This window comes from Streptomyces globisporus (assembly GCF_003501885.1).
GTDB classification, from domain to species: Bacteria; Actinomycetota; Actinomycetes; order Streptomycetales; family Streptomycetaceae; genus Streptomyces; species Streptomyces globisporus_D.
Genome location: NZ_QWFA01000062.1, coordinates 15,873 through 33,067, shown reverse-complemented (window position 1 = coordinate 33,067; position 17,195 = coordinate 15,873). Strand labels below are relative to the sequence as shown.

Genomic DNA, 17,195 nt, shown 5'->3' with positions numbered 1-17,195 from the left:
GGCGCATAAGCTGGTTTGATGGCGTGGTCGCTCCCGTGTGCCCGGGAGCGATGGCGTGAATGCGACGGATCTGCGACGGATCGACGAGGGGCGGAACCCAGGGTGAGTGCGTCAGGCACCGCGGCGGCCGGAAAGGTGGAGCAGCTGCTCCGCCAGGTGACCCCCGGGCGTTACGACGCCTACGAGGAGCTGCTCTCCGCTGTCGCCGAGGGCCGGATCTGGATGCTGCTCTGGCACGGCACGGCCGGCTCGCCGGACGCCCAGTACGGGAACATGGAGATCGACGGCCTGGGGTACGCCCCCTGCGTCACCTCCGCCCAGGAGCTCTCCGCCAGTGGCTGGAACCGGGCCCACGAGCTGGTCACCGGACGAGAGATCGCCCGCGCCCTGTTCCCCGACCGCTGGGGCATCTGGCTCAACCCGCACGCCCCCGGGGGCGGCGTCGGCATCCCCTGGCTCGATCTGCGCCGTATCGCCACGGGCCTGGACCGGCTGCCCGCCGGACCGCTCCGGCTGAGCGAACCCGCCATCGAGCTCCCGCAGTTCTACGCCCTCCTCACCCAGAACGCCCACCGCACCCCCGCGATCCGCTCCCTGCGCCGCGCCTGGGTGCACCCCGCGGTCGGCGTCCCGTATCTCGCGATCGGCCTCGACCTCTACGACACCGGCCGCGCCGCCGTCGAATCGGTGCGCGAGATGATGCGCCAGTCGGTCGGTGCGGTCCCCGAGGGGCTGCCGGTCTCCACCGTCGCGCTCTCCGACGAGTACGACCCGGTCGGCATGTGGCTGCGCGCCAACACCCGCCCGTTCTACGACCGCGAGGCCCACGCCCCCGCGGGCCCGCCTCCGGCCGCCGCCCCGGGCTACGGCTACCCGCCGCTTCCGCGCTGACCCGAAGGACCCCCATCGCGGGGAAGGGCTCCCCCCTCGGTCACCCTCCGTCGAACACCCTTCGATGTCCGGCTTGTTAACTTCCCCCGGGAGGATGTCCCGGAACTGGACGGTTTGTTAACTGTCCGGGTCTCGACTAGGTCTCACCGCTATCCGGACTGTTCTCTTGCGGCAGGCACCGTCTGTAGTGTGCGGCCATCAAACCTCACCACATGGCGAACCAGGGGTGGACCCATGCGAATATTCAAGTCCCGGGCTGTCCGGGCGATCACGACAGCGGTCGCTGTCGGTCTGATCGCCACGGGCTGTTCCAGCGATCGGGACGGGGGTGACGCCAAGGGGGGCGACAAGGACACCTTCGTCTTCGCCGGAGCCGGTGACCCCGGTTCCCTCGACCCGGCCCTCGCGAGCGACGGCGAGACGTTCCGCGTCACGCGTCAGGCCTTCGAGGCGCTGCTGGAGCACGAGCCCGGCGGCAGCAAGCTCGTCGGCGGTCTCGCCGAGAAGTGGTCGAGCGACGAGGCCGGCAAGGTCTGGACGTTCAACCTCCGCCAGAACGTCAAGTTCCACGACGGCGAGGCGTTCAACGCCGCCGCGGTCTGCGCGAACTACGACCACTGGTTCAACTGGAAGGGCACGTACCAGTCCAGCGCGGTCTCCTACTACTGGCAGACCATCATGGGCGGGTTCGCGAAGAACGAGGACGCCGAGGCGCCCAAGCCCAACTACAAGTCCTGCACCGCCAAGGACGAGAACACGGCCGTCATCGAGGTGAACGAGCCCTCGGCGAACCTGCCGGGCGGGTTCTCCCTCCAGGCGCTCGCGATCCACTCGCCGAAGGCCATCAAGGAGTACGAGAAGCAGGACGCGAGCGCCAAGGGCGACGCGATCACGTACCCGAAGTACAGCCAGGAGGCCGGCACGGTCGCCGGAACCGGCCCGTACAAGATCACCAAGTGGAACAAGGGCAACAAGGAAGTCTCCTTGACGCGCTTCGACGACTACTGGGGCGCCAAGGCCAAGGTGAAGAATCTGGTCTTCCGCACCATCTCCACCGAGGAGACCCGCCGCCAGGCGCTCCAGGCGGGTGACATCGACGGCTACGACCTGGTCGCGCCGGCCGATGTGACGACGCTGGAGAAGGAGGGTTACGAGGTCCCGACCCGTGACGTCTTCAACATCTTCTACCTCGGCATGAGCCAGTCGGCGAACCCGGCGCTGAAGAAGCCCGAGGTCCGTCAGGCGATCACCCACGCCATCGACCGCGAGAACCTCGTCAACACCCAGCTGCCCGAGGGCGGCAAGGTCGCGACCCAGTTCATGCCCGACACGGTCGCCGGCTACTCGGACAAGGTGAAGACCTACCCGTTCGACACCGCCAAGGCGAAGGACCTCCTCAAGCAGGCCGGCGAGGAGAAGCTCTCCATCGACTTCTGCTACCCGACCGAGGTCACCCGCCCGTACATGCCTGCCCCGCAGGACATGTTCGAGCTGATGAAGGCCGACCTGGAGAAGGCCGGCATCACCATCAAGCCGAAGGCCATGAAGTGGGCCCCGGACTACCTGGACGCCACCGAGGCCGGCTCCTGCGCCCTGCACATGCTCGGCTGGACCGGTGACTTCAACGACGGCTACAACTTCATCGGCACCTGGTTCGCCGGACCGGACAAGCAGTGGGGCTTCAAGGACCAGAAGGTCTTCGACGCCGTGAACGCCGCTTCCGAGATCACGGACCCGGCCGGCCGCACCGAGGCCTACAAGAAGGCCAACGAGGCCATCGCCGAGTACGTCCCGGGCGTGCCGATCTCCTCGTCGCCCCCGGCCATCGCGTTCGCGAAGAACGTCAACCCGCCGAAGGTCTCCCCGCTGACGCAGGAGAACTTCGCCGAGGTCTCCTTCAAGTAATCGCACACCAGCGGGTCCGCCCGGCCACAGCAACCAGGTGGCCGGGCGGTCCTGCTTCGACGCACGTGAGAAAGGGGCATGCGGGGTGCTGCGACTCGTCGTAAGAAGACTTCTCCAGCTCATTCCCACCCTGCTCGGCCTGTCGGTCCTGCTGTTCCTCTGGCTGAACCGACTGCCCGGCGGACCCGCCTCAGCGATCCTGGGCGAGCGGGCCACCGAAGCCGAAGTGGCGAGAATCAACCGTGCACTCGGGCTCGACGAGCCGGTGCACGTGCAGTACTGGCGCTTCCTCAAGCGCATCTTCGAGCTCGACCTCGGAACCTCCACCCAGACCGGCCAGCCGGTGTGGGACGAGTTCGCCCTGCGCTTCCCGGCCACCGTGGAGCTCAGCGTCGCCGCGATCCTGATCGCCGTGGTCGTGGGCATCCCGATGGGCTACCTGGCGGCCAAGCACCGCGGCGGCTGGCTGGATGTCGCCTCGGTCTCCGGATCGCTGCTGGGCATCTGCATCCCGGTCTTCTTCCTGGCCATGCTGCTGCGCGGGATCTTCTCCGTGGAGCTGGGCTGGTTCCCGAGCCAGGGCCGCCTCACCACCGGCATCAACGCCACCGACGTCACCGGATTCGCGGTGCTGGACGGGTTGTTGACCGGCGAGTTCGACGCCAGCTGGGACGCGATCATGCACCTGATCCTGCCCGCCGTCGCACTGGCCTCCATCCCGCTCGCCGTCATCGTCCGGATGACCCGCGCCAGCGTCCTGGAGGTGCTGGGCGAGGACTACATCCGCACGGCCGAGTCCAAGGGCCTCGACAAGAAGACCGTGCGCGGTCGGCACGTGCTGCGCAACGCGCTGCTGCCGGTGATCACCGCGGTCGGCCTGCTGACCGGCAGCCTGCTCTCCGGTGCGGTCCTCACCGAGTCCGTCTTCGACTTCGGCGGCATCGGATCCTTCATCCGTACCGCGATCGACGGCCGCGACTACCCGGTCCTCGTCGGGTTCATTCTCTTCATCGCGATGGTGTACGTGCTGATCAACCTGCTGGTCGACCTCGCGTACAGCATCATCGACCCGAGAGTGCGGGTGCACTGACGTGACGATCCTGACCAACAAAGCAGACAAGATCGACCGTCTTGCCGAGCTGACCCAGAGCACCGAGAGCGTCAGCGGCAGCAGCCTGTGGCGCGAGGCGTTCCGGCGCATGCGCTCCAGCAAGATGGCGATCATCGGCGCGGCCATCATCGCCGCGTTCATCCTGGTCGCCATCGTCGGGCCGATGCTGGCCCCGCACGGCGCGACCGCACAGAACTGGCGCAGCGAAGTCTTCCCCAACCAGGGGAAGTTCGTCGGCATGCGCGGCGAGAACTGGTTCGGCCTGGACCATCTGGGCCGAGACATGTTCTCCCGCTGGCTCGTCGGCGCCCGGCAGACGCTGCTCGTCGGTGTGGTCTCCATGCTCATCGGCCTGATCGTCGGCGCGCTCGTCGGTGTGCTCTCCGGAGCCGCCGCCACCCTCGGCGGCAAGGCCGGGCAGCGCGTCGACACCGTGATCATGCGCTTCACCGACATCATGCTGTCGCTGCCCTCGCTGCTGCTCGCGGTCTCCATCGCCGCCGTGCTCGGCCAGTCGCTGACCACGGTGATGATCGCCGTGGGTGTCGTCCAGATCCCCATCTTCGCCCGCCTGCTGCGCGGTTCGATGCTGGTGCAGGGCGGTGCGGACTACGTGCTCGCCGCGAAGGCGGTCGGCATCCGGCGCAAGCGGATCGTGCTCACGCAGATCCTGCCGAACTCGCTGAGCCCCGTGATCGTCCAGGCCACCCTGAGTCTGGCCACCGCGATCATCGAGGCCGCGGCCCTGTCCTACCTGGGGCTCGGCAACCCCGACCCGGCCGTTCCCGAGTGGGGCGTGATGCTCTCCCAGGCGCAGCGCTTCTTCGACAACGAGCCGATGATGGCCGCCTACCCGGCCGTCGGGATCATCATCACCGCCCTCGGCTTCACCCTGCTCGGCGAGGCCATGCGCGAAGCCCTCGACCCGAAGTTGCGAGGCTGAAGTCCCATGTCACTGCTCTCCGTTGAGGAACTCAGCGTCACCTTCACCGCCCGCGGCCGCAAGGACGCCACGGCCGTGGACGGCGTCTCCTTCGCCGTCGACCAGGGCCAGGTCGTGGGCCTGGTCGGCGAGTCGGGCTGCGGCAAGTCCGTCACCTCGCTCGCCCTGATGGGGCTGCTGCCCCGCAAGGGCGTGCGGATCGGCGGCCGCGCCGAGTTCGACGGCCAGAACCTGCTGACCATGAACGAGCGCAAGCTGCGCGACATGCGCGGCAGCCAGCTCGCGATGATCTTCCAGGACCCGCTGTCCTCGCTGAACCCGGTCGTCCCGATCGGCATCCAGGTCACCGAGATCCTCCAGCGCCACCGCGGGCTGAAGGGCGAGAAGGCCCGCAAGGAAGCGGCTTCGCTGCTCGACCGGGTCGGGATCCCCGACCCGGACCGGCGGCTGAAGGAGTACCCGCACCAGCTCTCCGGCGGTATGCGCCAGCGGGCGCTGATCGCCATGGCGGTCGCCTGCGCGCCCCGTCTGCTGATCGCCGACGAGCCGACGACGGCACTCGATGTGACCATCCAGGCGCAGATCCTGGAGCTCCTGAAGGAGCTGGTCGACCAGGAGGGCACCGCCCTGCTGATGATCACGCACGACCTCGGCGTCGTCGCCGGCCTCTGCGACGAGGTCAACGTCCTGTACGCCGGGCGGGCGGTGGAGTCGGCGGGCCGCCGCGAGCTGTTCGCCCACCCCACCCACCCGTACGCGCACGGGCTGCTCGGCTCCATCCCGCGTCTGGACGCACCGCGCGGCGAGCCGCTCAACCCGATCCGCGGCTCCATCAACGACAAGATCGCCTGGGCCGACGGCTGCGCGTTCGCACCCCGGTGCGACCACTACACGATGGAGTGCCTCACCGGCACCCCCGAACTGACCGAACCACGCGCGGCCGGACACCAGGTGCGCTGCGTCAACCCGGTCCTGCCCACAGCGGAGGTCCCGGCATGAGCCTTCTCGAACTGGACGACGTCAAAGTCCACTTCCCGGTCAAGAAGGGCCTCTTCTTCGACCGTACGGTCGGCCATGTCTACGCGGTCGACGGTGTTTCGCTGTCCATCGAGGCCGGTCAGACGTACGGCCTGGTCGGCGAGTCGGGCTGCGGCAAGACGACGCTCGGCCGGGCGGTCCTGCGGCTGAACGACATCACCGACGGCGGGGTCGTCTTCGACGGCACCGACCTGGCGAAGCTGCCGGGCGAGGAGATGCGGGCCTTCCGCCGCCGCCTCCAGATGGTCTTCCAGGACCCGCTGGGCAGCCTCAACCCCCGGCAGAACATCGAGTCGATCCTGTCCGAGGGCATGGCCGCCCACGGCATCGGCAAGGACCAGACGGAGCGCCGGGAGAAGATCAAGGACATCCTGGCCAAGGTCGGCCTGCCCTCCAACGCGCTCTCCCGCTACCCGCACGAGTTCTCCGGCGGCCAGCGCCAGCGCATCGGCATCGCCCGCGCGCTGGTCCTGGAGCCGGACGTGATCATCTGCGACGAGCCGGTCTCCGCGCTCGACGTCTCGGTCCAGGCACAGGTCATCAACCTGCTGGAGGAGCTCCAGGAGTCCCTCGGCCTGACCTACCTGGTGATCGCGCACGACCTCGCGGTCGTCCGGCACATCTCGGACGTCATCGGGGTGATGTACCTCGGCGGGCTCGTCGAGGAGGCCCCGAGCGACGCGCTGTACGCGGGGCCCCGGCACCCGTACACCAAGGCGCTGATGTCGGCCGTCCCGGTGCCCGACCCCGAGGTCGAGGACCGCCGCGAGCGCATCCTGCTCCACGGCGACCTGCCCTCCCCGGCGAACCCGCCGGCCGGCTGCCGCTTCCACACCCGCTGCCCGTGGGTGCAGGAGACCAAGTGCGCCACGGAGCGCCCGCCGCTGCTGGACACCGGCGACGGTCACAAGGTGGCCTGCCACTTCACGGCCGAGATCGAGGCCGGCACGGTGAAGCAGACCCTGGCGACCGGCATCGAGGCGGTCACGGGGACGGAGACGGTGGCGGCCGAGGCCGTCGAGGTCTCGGAGGGCGAGACGGAGGCCCCGGCAGCGGACGCCCCGAAGAAGGAGCCCGCGACCGTACCGGCCCAGGCCGACGCGAACGCCAAGGAGAAGGAGACCGAGGCGAAGGCGGCGGAGGCCGAGGACACCAAGAAGGAGACGGCCGACGCCACGGAGACCGAGGCGAAGGCTGCCGACGCCGCGGAAGAGGCTTCGGACGCCACCAAGAAGGCGGAGGGCAGCCCCAAGGCCTAGGGAGCGCCCGGGACCGGCACAATTGGCCGGTGCTCACCGAACTGTTCACGCCCTCCGTCCAGCATGCGCTCGACCTCGTCGGGATCTTCGTCTTCGCGATCTCGGGCGCCCTGCTCGCCGTCCGCAAGAACTTCGATGTCTTCGGCATCGCGGTTCTCGCGGAGGTGACAGCGCTGGGCGGAGGGCTGTTCCGTGACGTCATGATCGGCGCGATCCCGCCCGCCGCCTTCACCGACCTCGGCTACTTCATCACCCCGCTGTTCGCCGCCGGCCTGGTCTTCTTCCTCCACCCGCACGTGGAGCGCATCCAGGTCGGCGTCAACGTCTTCGACGCGGCGGGGCTCGGCCTGTTCTGCGTCACCGGCACGGTCAAGGCGTACGAGTACGGCCTCGGGCTCACCGCGTCCGCCGCGCTCGGCCTGGCCACGGCGGTCGGCGGCGGTGTGCTGCGCGATGTCCTCGCCAACGAGGTCCCCTCGCTGCTGCGCTGGGACCGCGACCTGTACGCGGTGCCCGCGATCGTCGGCGCGACCATGGTGGTCCTCTGCATCCGCTTCGACACCCTGAACGCGCTGACCAGCGGGATGGCGGTGATCGCCGCGTTCGTCCTGCGGCTGCTGGCGCTGCGCTTCCACTGGCGGGCGCCCCGGGCCTACAACCGGTCGTCGGCGCGGGCCGAGGAGGGGTCGGCGGCGACGTAGGGCGGGTCGGCCGGGTAACGGGGCCCACAAAAAGCTACCGCTCAGTAGGGTGATGGATGTACCGTGCATGCCATGGCACAGGCAGCGACTGAGGCAGTGACCGGAGCGGCGCCGACCGCACCGGCGACCATCGGCGACAGCGAGTTCGACCGGGACACGGCGGTCACCCTCCGTGAGGAGGGCGTCTACGACGCCGAGCTCTCCGCGGGCTGGACGATCATCCACGCCGTCAACGGCGGCTATCTGCTGGCCCTGCTCGGCCGGGCTCTTGGCGAGGCCCTGCCGCACCCCGACCCGTTCTCCGTCTCGGCGCACTACCTCACCGCCTCCGTGCCCGGCCCCGCGGTGATCCGCACCCAGACCGTCCGGACCGGCCGCACCCTCTCCACGGGCCAGGCCTCCCTCTTCCAGTACGCGGAGGACGGCAGCGAGATCGAGCGCATCCGGGTCCTGGCCACCTACGGCGACCTGGACACGCTCCCCGACGACGTCCGCACCACGGCCCTGCCGCCCGCGAGATGCGCGGCTGGTTCGGCCTGGCCGACGGCCGCGACCCCGACCCGCTGTCGCTGCTGCTCACCGTGGACGCCCTGCCGCCGACCTCGTTCGAGCTGGGCCTGACCGGCTGGACCCCCACCGTCGAGCTGACCACCCACATCCGCTGCCGCCCCGCGCCCGGCCCGCTGCGCGTCGCCATCACCACCCGTAACCTCGCGGGCGGCTTCCTGGAGGAGGACGCCGAGGTCTGGGACAGCGCCGACCGCCTCGTCGCCCAGTCCCGCCAGCTCGCCAAGGCCCCGCGCACGAAGTAGGGCGTACGGACGTACGGGGGCGGCTCCCGCGCCCGTACGGGGCCGGCACCGTACGGGCGCCGCCGTTGTCGGTCCGGGCAGGGGCAGCGCCGTTGTCGGTCCGGGGTGGGTGCAGCCTTGGTCACTCCCCGGCGGGCGCCTCGTCGAGCCAGTGGGCGCGGCCGATGGTGACCAGCCGCAGGCGTCGCCGGGCCACCCGGACGACCTCCGCCTCACCCTCCGGCCCGGCCTCCAGCAGGGTCGACGTGGTGATCACCATGTGGTCCACATAGAGGCCGCCGAGCATCAGCAGATCCTCCTCGCTCCACCCCGCCGCCCCCGGCTCCTGGCCGAGCGCGCACGCCACCTCCTCGGCGAACCGCCGCAGTTGAGCCGCGATCGCCGCGCGCACCGGGCCGACCCCGCCGTGCTGCTCACGCGCGATGAACCGGAAGTGGGCGGGCTGCGCGCCGACATGACGCGCTATCACCGCCACGCTGCGGTCCAGCCGCTCCTCGCTGTCCCTCCTCCACCAAGGCGACGCCGAGCGCCGCGGTGTCCTCGAAGTGCCGGTAGAAGGCCGTCGGCGTGACCCCGGCGGCGCGGGTCACCTCCCGGAGTCCCAGGCTGCTCAGACTCTGGTGCTCCAGGAGGTCGAGCGCCGCGTCCAGGAGGGCCTGGCGCGTCCTGAGCTTCTGGGTCCGGCGAATGCCGACGGGAGTGTGACTCATGCCATTCAGTAAACAACCGTTCTCCGAGTCTGGGGAAGGGTGCGAGGTTTAGACTTTCAAGTCAGTGAACACTCGTACTCCGAACGGCTTTCGTCGTCGCACAGAGAGGTTCCGCCGTGCTCGTCCTCGTCGCCGCGCTGCTCCTTCTGGGAATCCTCCTCGGGGCGGTCGCCCACATCCCGCTGCCGCTGACGCTGGCCGCCGCGGCCGTGATCGGCAGCTGGCTGCTGATCTTCGCCGTGCGCGAGCGCACATCGCGCCGCACCCACTGACCCGCCGTACGAACCGACTCGCCGCACCCGCACCCGCCGAGCCTGCCGTTTCCCGTACCGATCCGAAGGAGCTCGCACCATGACCCTCACCCTCATCGACCGCACCCGCTGCACGGACGCCGCCGCCGACAAGGGTGCGGACGCCGCCATCCACAAGGACGCCGTCGACCCGGGTGCGGCGCCGGAGAAGACTCCCGACGCCGCTCCGCGCCGGGCCCTCGGCCGTGAGGCGGACGGTCTCGCCGTCGCCTCGTTCGTCCTCGGCCTCGTCGGGCTGCTGGTCTTCAACATCGTGCTCGGGCCCATGGCGATCGTGATGGCGCTGCTGGCTCTGGCCCGTCACACCCGCCGCCGGGGACGCGCCTTCCTCGGCCTCGCCCTGGGCGTCGCCGACCTCGCCGTGCTCGCCGCCCTGGTCACCGCCAACGGCACCGTCGCCTGGAGCATCGGCGGCTGACGCACGCCCCGAAGCGGCCCCGCGAGCCGCTCTCCCCGTTCCGGATCGGGCTCCGGACCGGGGCCTTCGACCGGTCCGTCGTACTCCATGAAGGCGTGCGCGGGGACCAGGCCGTGACGCGCCCGGCGGGCACCCCACCCCGGGCTCGTAGAATCGGCCCCACCATGGCTTACCTCGACCACGCCGCGACCACCCCGATGCTTCCCGAAGCGATCGGGGCGATGACCGCCCAGCTCTCCGTCACCGGCAACGCGTCCTCGCTGCACGCCGCCGGACGCCGGGCCCGCCGCACCGTCGAGGAGTCCAGAGAAGCCCTCGCCGACTCCCTCGGCGCACGCCCCAGCGAGGTGGTGTTCACCTCCGGCGGCACGGAGGCCGACAACCTCGCGGTCAAGGGCCTCTACTGGTCCCGCCGCGACGCCGACCCCCGCCGCACCCGGGTCCTCGCCGGTCCCGTCGAACACCACGCCGTCCTCGACGCCGTCGACTGGCTCGCCGAACACGAGGGCGCGAACGTCGACCACCTCCCCGTCGACCGCCATGGCCGGGTCCACCCCGAGGACCTGCGCGAGGCGATCCTCCGGAACCCCGACGACATCGCGATGATCACCGTGATGTGGGCCAACAACGAGATCGGCACGATCATGCCGGTACGTGAACTGGCGGCGGTGGCGGCGGAGTTCGGGATCCCCATGCACGCCGACGCGGTCCAGGCGTTCGGCCAGCTGGAGGTCGACTTCGCCCGCTCCGGACTGGCCGCGATGACGGTCAGCGGACACAAGATCGGCGGCCCGTTCGGCATCGGCGCGCTGCTGCTGGGCCGTGACCACACCCCCGTGCCCGTCCTGCACGGCGGCGGCCAGGAGCGGCACGTACGCTCCGGCACCCTGGACGTGCCCGCCGTCGCCTCGTTCGCGGTCGCCGGACGGCTGGCGGCCGAGCGGCGCGAGGAGTTCGCCCGGCGCGTGGGCGCCCTGCGCGACGAGCTCGTGACCGCCGTGCGCCTGGCCGTGCCGGACGCCGTGCTCGGCGGCGACCCGGACCCGGCCGGACGCCTGCCCGCCAACGCCCATTTCAGCTTCCCCGGCTGCGAGGGCGACTCCCTGCTCCTGCTGCTGGACGCGCAGGGCATCGAATGCTCCACCGGCTCCGCCTGCACCGCCGGGATCGCCCAGCCCAGCCACGTACTCCTGGCCACCGGAACCGATCCGGACCTGGCCCGGGGCACCCTGCGCTTCTCGCTCGGCCACACCTCGACCGAGGACGACGTGAAGGCGCTCGCCGAGGCGATCGGCCCGGCGGTCGAGCGGGCGCGGACGGCCGGGCTCAGCTGAGACGGCGAACGCCGGGCTCAGCTGACGAGGACCGTCACCCGGAGGCGTTACGCCTTCGCCGACGGCGATGGCGTAGGGCTCGGCGGCGCCGTCGCGGCCCGCCGCACCAGCTCCATGTACCGGTCCCAGTCCCAGTGCGGGCCCGGATCGGTGTGGTCGGTGCCCGGCACCTCCACGTGCCCGATGATGTGCTCCCGGTCGATGGGTATGCCGTGCCGCGCGCAGATCGACGCCGTGAGCCGCGCCGACGACGCGTACATCTCCTTCGTCAGGTCCTTCGGCCGGTCCACGAACCCCTCGTGCTCGATGCCGACGGCCCGCTCGTTGTAGGAGCGGTTGCCCGCCTGGTACGCCACGTCCAGCTCGCGGATCATCTGCACCACCCGCCCGTCCTGCCCCACGATGTAGTGCGTCGCGGCCTGGTGGGCCGGGTCCTGGAACACCTTCACCGCGCCGGCGAAGCTGCCCTGGGTGACATGGATGATCACCCGGTCGATGGGGAAGTCGTCGGGCCGGTCCGCCCGGCGCCAGTTCGCCTCCGAGGCGGCCACCCAGGTCGCCCCCGCGTAGTCCAGCTCACCCGGCCTCCGGGGCTTCTCGACGCCGGGGACCTGCCACCACAGGCGCTTCACCTTGTCGCGTGCGAGCACGGCGGCGGTGCCGGCGGCCGCCACCGCGCCCCCGCCGATCAGCAGTGCGCGGCGGCCGACGCCGTCCGCCGGCTTCTTCCGCGAAGGCTTTCCCGAGGGCTTTCGCGCGGCCCGGGTGCTCCCGTTGTTCCCCATGTGATCGTCAACGCTTATCCGCGAGCGTTCGGTTCCCGGCGACCCGTACCCTGGAGGGGCTATGACTCAGACTTCCCAGCGCCCCCTGCGTGTCCTCGCCGCGATGTCGGGCGGCGTGGACTCCGCCGTCGCCGCCGCCCGTGCCGTCGAGGCGGGCCACGACGTGACCGGTGTCCACCTCGCCCTGTCCGCGAACCCCCAGTCCTTCCGGACCGGGGCGCGCGGCTGTTGCACCATCGAGGACTCCCGGGACGCCCGCCGCGCGGCCGACGTCATCGGTATCCCGTTCTACGTCTGGGACCTGGCGGAACGCTTCCGCGAGGATGTCGTGGAGGACTTCGTCGCGGAGTACGAGGCCGGGCGCACGCCCAACCCCTGCCTGCGCTGCAACGAGAAGATCAAGTTCGCCGCGCTGCTCGACAAGGCCCTCGCCCTCGGCTTCGACGCCGTCTGCACCGGCCACTACGCCACGGTCGTGCTCACCGAGGACGGCAGCCGCGAGCTGCACCGCGCGTCCGACATGGCCAAGGACCAGAGCTATGTGCTCGGCGTCCTGGACGAGAAGCAGCTCGCCCACGCCATGTTCCCGCTCGGCGACACCCTCACCACCAAGGACGAGATCCGCGCCGAGGCCGAGCGCCGGGCCCTGGCCGTCGCCAAGAAGCCCGACAGTCACGACATCTGCTTCATCGCCGACGGCGACACCCAGGGCTTCCTGGCGAACCGCCTCGGCGGTCCGGCCGAGGGCGACATCCTCGACGAGTCGGGTGCGAAGCTGGGCACCCACGAGGGCGCGTTCGGCTTCACCATCGGCCAGCGCAAGGGCCTCAAGATCGGCCACCCGGCCCCCGACGGCAAGCCGCGCTACGTCCTCGACATCTCCCCGGTGAACAACACCGTCACCGTCGGTCCCGTCGAGGCCCTGGACGTCACCGCGCTGACCGCGATCAAGCCCCGCTGGTGCGGAACGCCTCCGTCCGGCCCGGGTACGTACACCGCCCAGCTCCGCGCCCACGGCGGCGAGACCGAGGTCATCGCCGAGCTGGTCGACGGCTCCGAGCTGAACGTCACCTTCACCGAGCCGGTCCGGGGCGTCGCCCCCGGCCAGGCGGTCGTCCTCTACGACGGCACGCGCGTGGTCGGCTCGGCCACCATCGCGACGACGGTCCGCCGCGAACGGGTGGCGGCGGGCGGCTGAGCCCGCGCGGCGCCCCCAGGGCGTGCCGTCCTGGGACGCCTACCGGTACGCGTACACGTACAGACCGGCTAGGACGCCCTTCGGTACGCGTACACGTCCCTCGCGAAGAACTCCGTCAGCACCGGCGCGAGCACCTGGGGCGCCACCTCGCGCATCTGGCCCGTCAGCGTGCGGTGCCGGCCGCGCGGCAGGGCCTCGGCCAGCGTCCGGGTCGCCGCCCGCGCCGGGGCGCTGCTGAAGCCGCCGCAGATCACCAGGGTCCGGGCGGCGACGGCCGAGAACCGCTCGGCCGGGATCGCCCCGTCGCCCAGCAGCGCGTCGTCGTACGCCAGCGTGTGCGCCATCGCCTCCAGCTCCGGCCACACCGGGGCCCGCCGCATCCGGGCGGCCGTCTCCTCGGCGACCCCCGTCATGGACAGGAACAGCTCCACCGCCCCGCCCCGGTCCCCGGCCGCCAGCAGCCGCTGCAGCCGGGCCGTGCAGCGGGCCTTGAACCGCAGCCCGGACGCCCCCGGCGTGTAGGGCGGCTCGTACACGGCGAGCAGCTCCACCGGGAGCCCAAAGGCGGCCGCCTCCAGGGCCAGCGCCCCGCCGGAGGACATCCCGAAGACCGACGTGTCCGCCCCGGCGGCACCGACGACGGCGGCCAGGTCCTCGATCTCCCGCGCCACGGCACAGCGCCCGGTGTCACCGCTGGCGCCCCGGCCCCGCCGGTCGTAGGTGATCACCGTGAAACGCGGCGCGAGCAGAGCGGCCAGCGCCGCGTCGGTCGCTGCCACGCTCAGCGCACCGCCGACCAGCACCAGCGGTGGCCCCTCGCCCTGGCGGCGGTAGGCGATCGGCGTGCCGTCGGCGGAGAGAATCCTGTCCATGGGAGAGGAGACCGGGGCGGGCCGGGAAACTCATCGCTCGCCCGAGAAAAAGTTCCCGGGCGAGCGGATCGAGGGTCAGTCCGCCACCGTCTCCGTGGCGTAGAAGCAGAAGTGGTCCTTGATCGCGGCGACTTCGGGCTTCGGATCCGGGTAGGCCCAGACGAGATCGGCGGCCCCGGGCCGCGACCAGTAGGAGGCGTCCCCCTTGAACGGGCAGTGGGTGGAGGTGTCCGACGGGGAGAGCAGCTCGGTGCGGACGTCCTCGGGCGGCAGGTAGTAGCGAACCGGACAGCCCCTCTCGCGGAGCACGAGCGGGCGGCGGCTCTCGGCCAGCACCTGTCCGTCGTGCACGGCCCGCACGTGCTCGGTGCCCTGCTCGACGGTGATGCGGTGTCCTCGGGTGGCAGTCATACCCGTTTCAGCGGCGTACGGGGCGGGCTTCTTCCCCGTACGCCGAACCTTCCCCGGAACGGGGGAGTGTCCGAGGCGGGGTCGTACGGTTGCCCCATGAACATCTGCGTCTTCCTCTCCGCCGCCGACCTCGACGACCGCTACACCGTGCCCGCCTGCGAGTTCGCCGAGCTGCTCGGACGGGGCGGGCACACCCTCGTCTGGGGTGGATCGGACAAGGGGCTGATGAAGGTCGTCGCGGACGGGGTGCAGGCGGCGGGCGGCCGGCTCGTCGGGGTGTCCGTCGAATTCCTCGCCGCGAGCGCCCGCCCGAACGCCGACGAGATGGTCATCGCCCGTGACCTCGCCGAGCGCAAGGCGCTCCTCCTGGAGAAGGCCGACGCCGTGGTGATCATGGTCGGCGGGACCGGGACGCTCGACGAGGCCACCGAGATCCTGGAGCTGAAGAAGCACGGCAAGCACACCAAGCCCGTCGTCCTGCTCAACACGGCGGGCTTCTACGACGGGCTGCGCCAGCAGTTCCAGCGCATGGAGGACGAGGGCTTCCTGCCGCTGCCGCTGACCGACCTCGTCTTCTTCGCCAAGGACGGCGTCGGCGCGCTCGCCTACCTGGAGGAGACCGCCGGACTCCAGTGAGCGGCCCGGATCCGGGAGCGGCGCTCGCCCACCCGGAGGAGACCGCCGGACGCCGGCAAGCGCCCCGGATCTAGGATCGCCCCATGGCTACCCACCTCATCACCGGCGCCGGTTCCGGCATCGGCGCAGCTGTCGCCCGCCGTCTCCAGGAGCGCGGCGACGATCTCGTCCTGCTCGCCCGCGACGCCGGCCGCGCCAAGGAGTTCGCCGAGCGCTACCCGGGCGCGCGCACGCTCGTCGGCGACCTCGGCAACCCCGACCGGCTGTCCTGGGCGTTCGGCCAGCAGTCCATGCCCGAGCGGATCGACACCCTGCTGCACATCGCGGGCGTCGTCGAGCTGGGCGAGGTCGGGGAGCTCACCCCCAAGGCCTGGCACTTCCAGATCGACGCCAACCTGATCGCCCCCGCCGAGATCACCCGCCTCCTCCTCCCGCAGCTCCGCGTCGCCCGGGGCCACGTCCTCTTCGTGAACTCCGGCGCCGGACTCAACGCCCACGCCGGGTGGAGCGCGTACGCCGCGAGCAAGCACGGCCTCAAGGCGCTCGCCGACTCGCTGCGCCACGAGGAACACGGCAACGGGGTCCGCGTCACCTCCGTCTACCCGGGCCGCACCGCCAGCCCCATGCAGGCCAAGGTGCACCAGCAGGAGGGCAAGGAGTACGACGCCGAGCGCTGGATCGACCCGGAGTCGGTGGCCACCACGATCCTCATGGCGATCGATCTGCCGCGCGACGCCGAGGTCAACGACCTCACGGTCCGCCCCGGACGCTGAGCGGGCCGGCGCGCAACCGGCGTACGGGGGACCGTAGGCTTCCCGGGTGAGCGAGAAGAGCAAGTTCAGCGGGTGTCCGGCGACCGGCATCGGGTCGATGCCCGGGGGAGACGCGAGGGAGGCGGCGAAGACCGTCACCGGCTCCTTCGCCGACGGCCAGGGCATGCCGTATCTGGCCGAACTGCCCGCGCGCGGGCCGGGCGCCGACATGATCGGCCGGAGCGTCGGCCTCCTCGTCGAGATGTACGGGCACGTGGAGCCGAGCGGCTGGCGGATCAGCGACCGGCCCGGCCGCGACACCCGCAGGGCCCGCTCCTGGCTGGGAGAGGACCTGGACGCCCTGGAGGAGTTCACCCAGGGGTACGAGGGACTGCTCAAGGTCCAGGCCGTCGGGCCCTGGACGCTCGCCGCCGCCCTCGAACTGCGCGGTGGCGAAGCCATGCTGGCCGACGCGGGCGCCTGCCGCGACCTGGCCGGATCCCTGACCGAGGGGCTCCGCGCCCACCTCGCGGAGGTCCGCCGCCGAATGCCCGGGGCTAGCGTCGTCCTCCAGCTCGACGAACCCTCCCTGACCGCCGTCCTGCTGGGCCGGGTCCGCTCCGCCAGCGGCTACCGCACCTACCGCGCCGTCGACCGTCAGGTCGTCGAGAGCGCCCTGCGCGACGTCCTCGCGGCGGCCGGCGAGGACGGGACGACGCTCGTCCACTCCTGCGCCCCCGAGGCGCCCGTCGCGCTGCTGCGCCGGGCCGGCGCCGACGGCATCTCGTTCGACTTCTCGTTGCTCACGGAGCGTGAGGAGGAGGCGATCGGGGAAGCGGTCGAAGGCGGCACCCACCTCTTCCTGGGCGTGGTGCCCTCCACGGACGCGGCTTCGGAGGGATTGTCAGACCCGGGCGGTAGCGTCATGGGGGTCAGGACGTTGTGGAGCAGGCTGGGGCTCAATCCGGGGACTCTCGCCGAGTCCGTCACGATCACCCCGTCGTGCGGTCTCGCGGGCGCGTCGCCCGCGTACGCCCGTACCGCGCTCGCCCACAGCGCCCGGGCGGCGAGGTCGCTCGCGGACAACCCTGAGTGACGGGGACGACGG

Annotated in this window: 17 protein-coding genes and 2 pseudogenes; 15 read left to right on the top strand and 4 right to left on the bottom strand. The window is 71.2% G+C overall.

Annotated elements, in window-relative coordinates; all coding sequences use genetic code 11:
* The first annotated feature begins 102 nt into the window (after nucleotides 1-102).
* From D3105_RS14155 to D3105_RS35860, 8 genes and pseudogenes are all read left to right on the top strand, one after another.
* Entirely contained in the window at nucleotides 103-891 is a 789-nt protein-coding gene (locus tag D3105_RS14155) for an enhanced serine sensitivity protein SseB C-terminal domain-containing protein (protein WP_107413469.1), read from the top strand.
* 234 nt (nucleotides 892-1,125) lie between these two features.
* Nucleotides 1,126-2,796 carry an ABC transporter substrate-binding protein gene (locus D3105_RS14150; protein ID WP_118903578.1) on the top strand — a complete coding sequence of 557 codons (1,671 nt, stop codon included), beginning with the start codon at nucleotides 1,126-1,128 and terminating at the stop codon, nucleotides 2,794-2,796.
* Between the two features lie 85 nt (nucleotides 2,797-2,881).
* A complete protein-coding gene (locus D3105_RS14145; RefSeq protein ID WP_118903577.1) occupies nucleotides 2,882-3,886 on the top strand; it encodes an ABC transporter permease in 1,005 nt (334 codons plus the stop codon).
* Between the two features lies 1 nt (nucleotide 3,887).
* Nucleotides 3,888-4,850: an ABC transporter permease gene (locus D3105_RS14140; RefSeq protein WP_075264102.1), complete on the top strand. Its 963-nt coding sequence runs from the start codon at nucleotides 3,888-3,890 to the stop codon at nucleotides 4,848-4,850.
* 6 nt (nucleotides 4,851-4,856) lie between these two features.
* A complete protein-coding gene (locus D3105_RS14135; protein ID WP_118903576.1) occupies nucleotides 4,857-5,849 on the top strand; it encodes an ABC transporter ATP-binding protein in 993 nt (330 codons plus the stop codon).
* Nucleotides 5,846-7,147, top strand: a complete 1,302-nt coding sequence (locus D3105_RS14130) for an ABC transporter ATP-binding protein (RefSeq protein ID WP_118903575.1) — start codon at nucleotides 5,846-5,848, stop codon at nucleotides 7,145-7,147. Before D3105_RS14135 ends, D3105_RS14130 begins: the two co-directional genes overlap by 4 nt.
* Nucleotides 7,148-7,176: 29 nt before the next feature.
* A complete protein-coding gene (locus D3105_RS14125) occupies nucleotides 7,177-7,848 on the top strand; it encodes a trimeric intracellular cation channel family protein (protein WP_010059993.1) in 672 nt (223 codons plus the stop codon).
* Between the two features lie 72 nt (nucleotides 7,849-7,920).
* Nucleotides 7,921-8,660 (top strand): annotated as a pseudogene (locus D3105_RS35860) (thioesterase family protein).
* Between the two features lie 121 nt (nucleotides 8,661-8,781).
* Here the strand turns inward: D3105_RS35860 and D3105_RS14115 are convergent.
* Nucleotides 8,782-9,370, bottom strand: a pseudogene (locus D3105_RS14115) (TetR family transcriptional regulator).
* A gap of 116 nt (nucleotides 9,371-9,486) precedes the next feature.
* Here D3105_RS14115 and D3105_RS34550 point away from each other — a divergent pair.
* From D3105_RS34550 to D3105_RS14105, 3 genes are all read left to right on the top strand, one after another.
* Complete coding sequence (locus D3105_RS34550; protein ID WP_165891012.1) at nucleotides 9,487-9,642, top strand: hypothetical protein; 156 nt, start codon at nucleotides 9,487-9,489, stop codon at nucleotides 9,640-9,642.
* A 79-nt stretch (nucleotides 9,643-9,721) separates the two neighbouring features.
* A complete protein-coding gene (locus D3105_RS14110) occupies nucleotides 9,722-10,099 on the top strand; it encodes a hypothetical protein (protein WP_118903574.1) in 378 nt (125 codons plus the stop codon).
* A 164-nt stretch (nucleotides 10,100-10,263) separates the two neighbouring features.
* Nucleotides 10,264-11,433, top strand: coding sequence for a cysteine desulfurase family protein (locus D3105_RS14105; RefSeq protein ID WP_118903573.1), 1,170 nt, complete (start codon nucleotides 10,264-10,266; stop codon nucleotides 11,431-11,433).
* Between the two features lie 47 nt (nucleotides 11,434-11,480).
* Here D3105_RS14105 and D3105_RS14100 read toward each other — a convergent pair whose 3' ends face one another.
* Nucleotides 11,481-12,218, bottom strand: coding sequence for an N-acetylmuramoyl-L-alanine amidase (locus tag D3105_RS14100; RefSeq protein WP_118903572.1), 738 nt, complete (start codon nucleotides 12,216-12,218; stop codon nucleotides 11,481-11,483).
* A gap of 61 nt (nucleotides 12,219-12,279) precedes the next feature.
* On the opposite strand from D3105_RS14100, the gene mnmA reads away from it, so the two are divergent.
* Nucleotides 12,280-13,416 carry a tRNA 2-thiouridine(34) synthase MnmA gene (gene mnmA / locus D3105_RS14095; protein WP_118903571.1) on the top strand — a complete coding sequence of 379 codons (1,137 nt, stop codon included), beginning with the start codon at nucleotides 12,280-12,282 and terminating at the stop codon, nucleotides 13,414-13,416.
* Nucleotides 13,417-13,484: 68 nt separating this feature from the next.
* On the opposite strand, the gene D3105_RS14090 is transcribed toward mnmA, so the two are convergent.
* Both D3105_RS14090 and D3105_RS14085 read right to left on the bottom strand, forming a co-directional pair.
* Nucleotides 13,485-14,288 carry an alpha/beta fold hydrolase gene (locus D3105_RS14090; RefSeq protein WP_118903570.1) on the bottom strand — a complete coding sequence of 268 codons (804 nt, stop codon included), beginning with the start codon at nucleotides 14,286-14,288 and terminating at the stop codon, nucleotides 13,485-13,487.
* Between the two features lie 75 nt (nucleotides 14,289-14,363).
* Nucleotides 14,364-14,699 (bottom strand): DUF427 domain-containing protein, encoded by a 336-nt coding sequence (locus D3105_RS14085; RefSeq protein ID WP_118903569.1) that lies wholly within the window; start codon nucleotides 14,697-14,699, stop codon nucleotides 14,364-14,366.
* Nucleotides 14,700-14,795: 96 nt separating this feature from the next.
* Here D3105_RS14085 and D3105_RS14080 point away from each other — a divergent pair, with 96 nt between their 5' ends.
* The 3 genes from D3105_RS14080 (at nucleotide 14,796) to D3105_RS14070 (ending at nucleotide 17,183) form a co-directional block, all read left to right on the top strand.
* Nucleotides 14,796-15,335, top strand: coding sequence for a TIGR00730 family Rossman fold protein (locus D3105_RS14080; protein ID WP_118903568.1), 540 nt, complete (start codon nucleotides 14,796-14,798; stop codon nucleotides 15,333-15,335).
* 83 nt (nucleotides 15,336-15,418) lie between these two features.
* Nucleotides 15,419-16,108, top strand: a complete 690-nt coding sequence (locus tag D3105_RS14075) for an SDR family oxidoreductase (RefSeq protein ID WP_118903567.1) — start codon at nucleotides 15,419-15,421, stop codon at nucleotides 16,106-16,108.
* A 46-nt stretch (nucleotides 16,109-16,154) separates the two neighbouring features.
* Nucleotides 16,155-17,183 (top strand): methionine synthase, encoded by a 1,029-nt coding sequence (locus tag D3105_RS14070; protein ID WP_118903566.1) that lies wholly within the window; start codon nucleotides 16,155-16,157, stop codon nucleotides 17,181-17,183.
* The last annotated feature ends 12 nt before the right edge of the window (nucleotides 17,184-17,195 follow it).

What these genes read in the sequence shown, in the direction of transcription:
- D3105_RS14150 (WP_118903578.1), top strand. Translation starts at nt 1,126, where the DNA reads ATGCGAATATTCAAGTCCCGGGCTGTCCGGGCGATCACGACAGCGGTC.
- D3105_RS14135 (WP_118903576.1), top strand. Translation starts at nt 4,857, where the DNA reads ATGTCACTGCTCTCCGTTGAGGAACTCAGCGTCACCTTCACCGCCCGC.
- D3105_RS14130 (WP_118903575.1), top strand. Translation starts at nt 5,846, where the DNA reads ATGAGCCTTCTCGAACTGGACGACGTCAAAGTCCACTTCCCGGTCAAG.
- D3105_RS14110 (WP_118903574.1), top strand. Translation starts at nt 9,722, where the DNA reads ATGACCCTCACCCTCATCGACCGCACCCGCTGCACGGACGCCGCCGCC.
- D3105_RS14105 (WP_118903573.1), top strand. Translation starts at nt 10,264, where the DNA reads ATGGCTTACCTCGACCACGCCGCGACCACCCCGATGCTTCCCGAAGCG.
- D3105_RS14100 (WP_118903572.1), bottom strand. Translation starts at nt 12,218, where the DNA reads ATGGGGAACAACGGGAGCACCCGGGCCGCGCGAAAGCCCTCGGGAAAG.
- mnmA (WP_118903571.1), top strand. Translation starts at nt 12,280, where the DNA reads ATGACTCAGACTTCCCAGCGCCCCCTGCGTGTCCTCGCCGCGATGTCG.
- D3105_RS14090 (WP_118903570.1), bottom strand. Translation starts at nt 14,288, where the DNA reads ATGGACAGGATTCTCTCCGCCGACGGCACGCCGATCGCCTACCGCCGC.
- D3105_RS14085 (WP_118903569.1), bottom strand. Translation starts at nt 14,699, where the DNA reads ATGACTGCCACCCGAGGACACCGCATCACCGTCGAGCAGGGCACCGAG.
- D3105_RS14080 (WP_118903568.1), top strand. Translation starts at nt 14,796, where the DNA reads ATGAACATCTGCGTCTTCCTCTCCGCCGCCGACCTCGACGACCGCTAC.
- D3105_RS14075 (WP_118903567.1), top strand. Translation starts at nt 15,419, where the DNA reads ATGGCTACCCACCTCATCACCGGCGCCGGTTCCGGCATCGGCGCAGCT.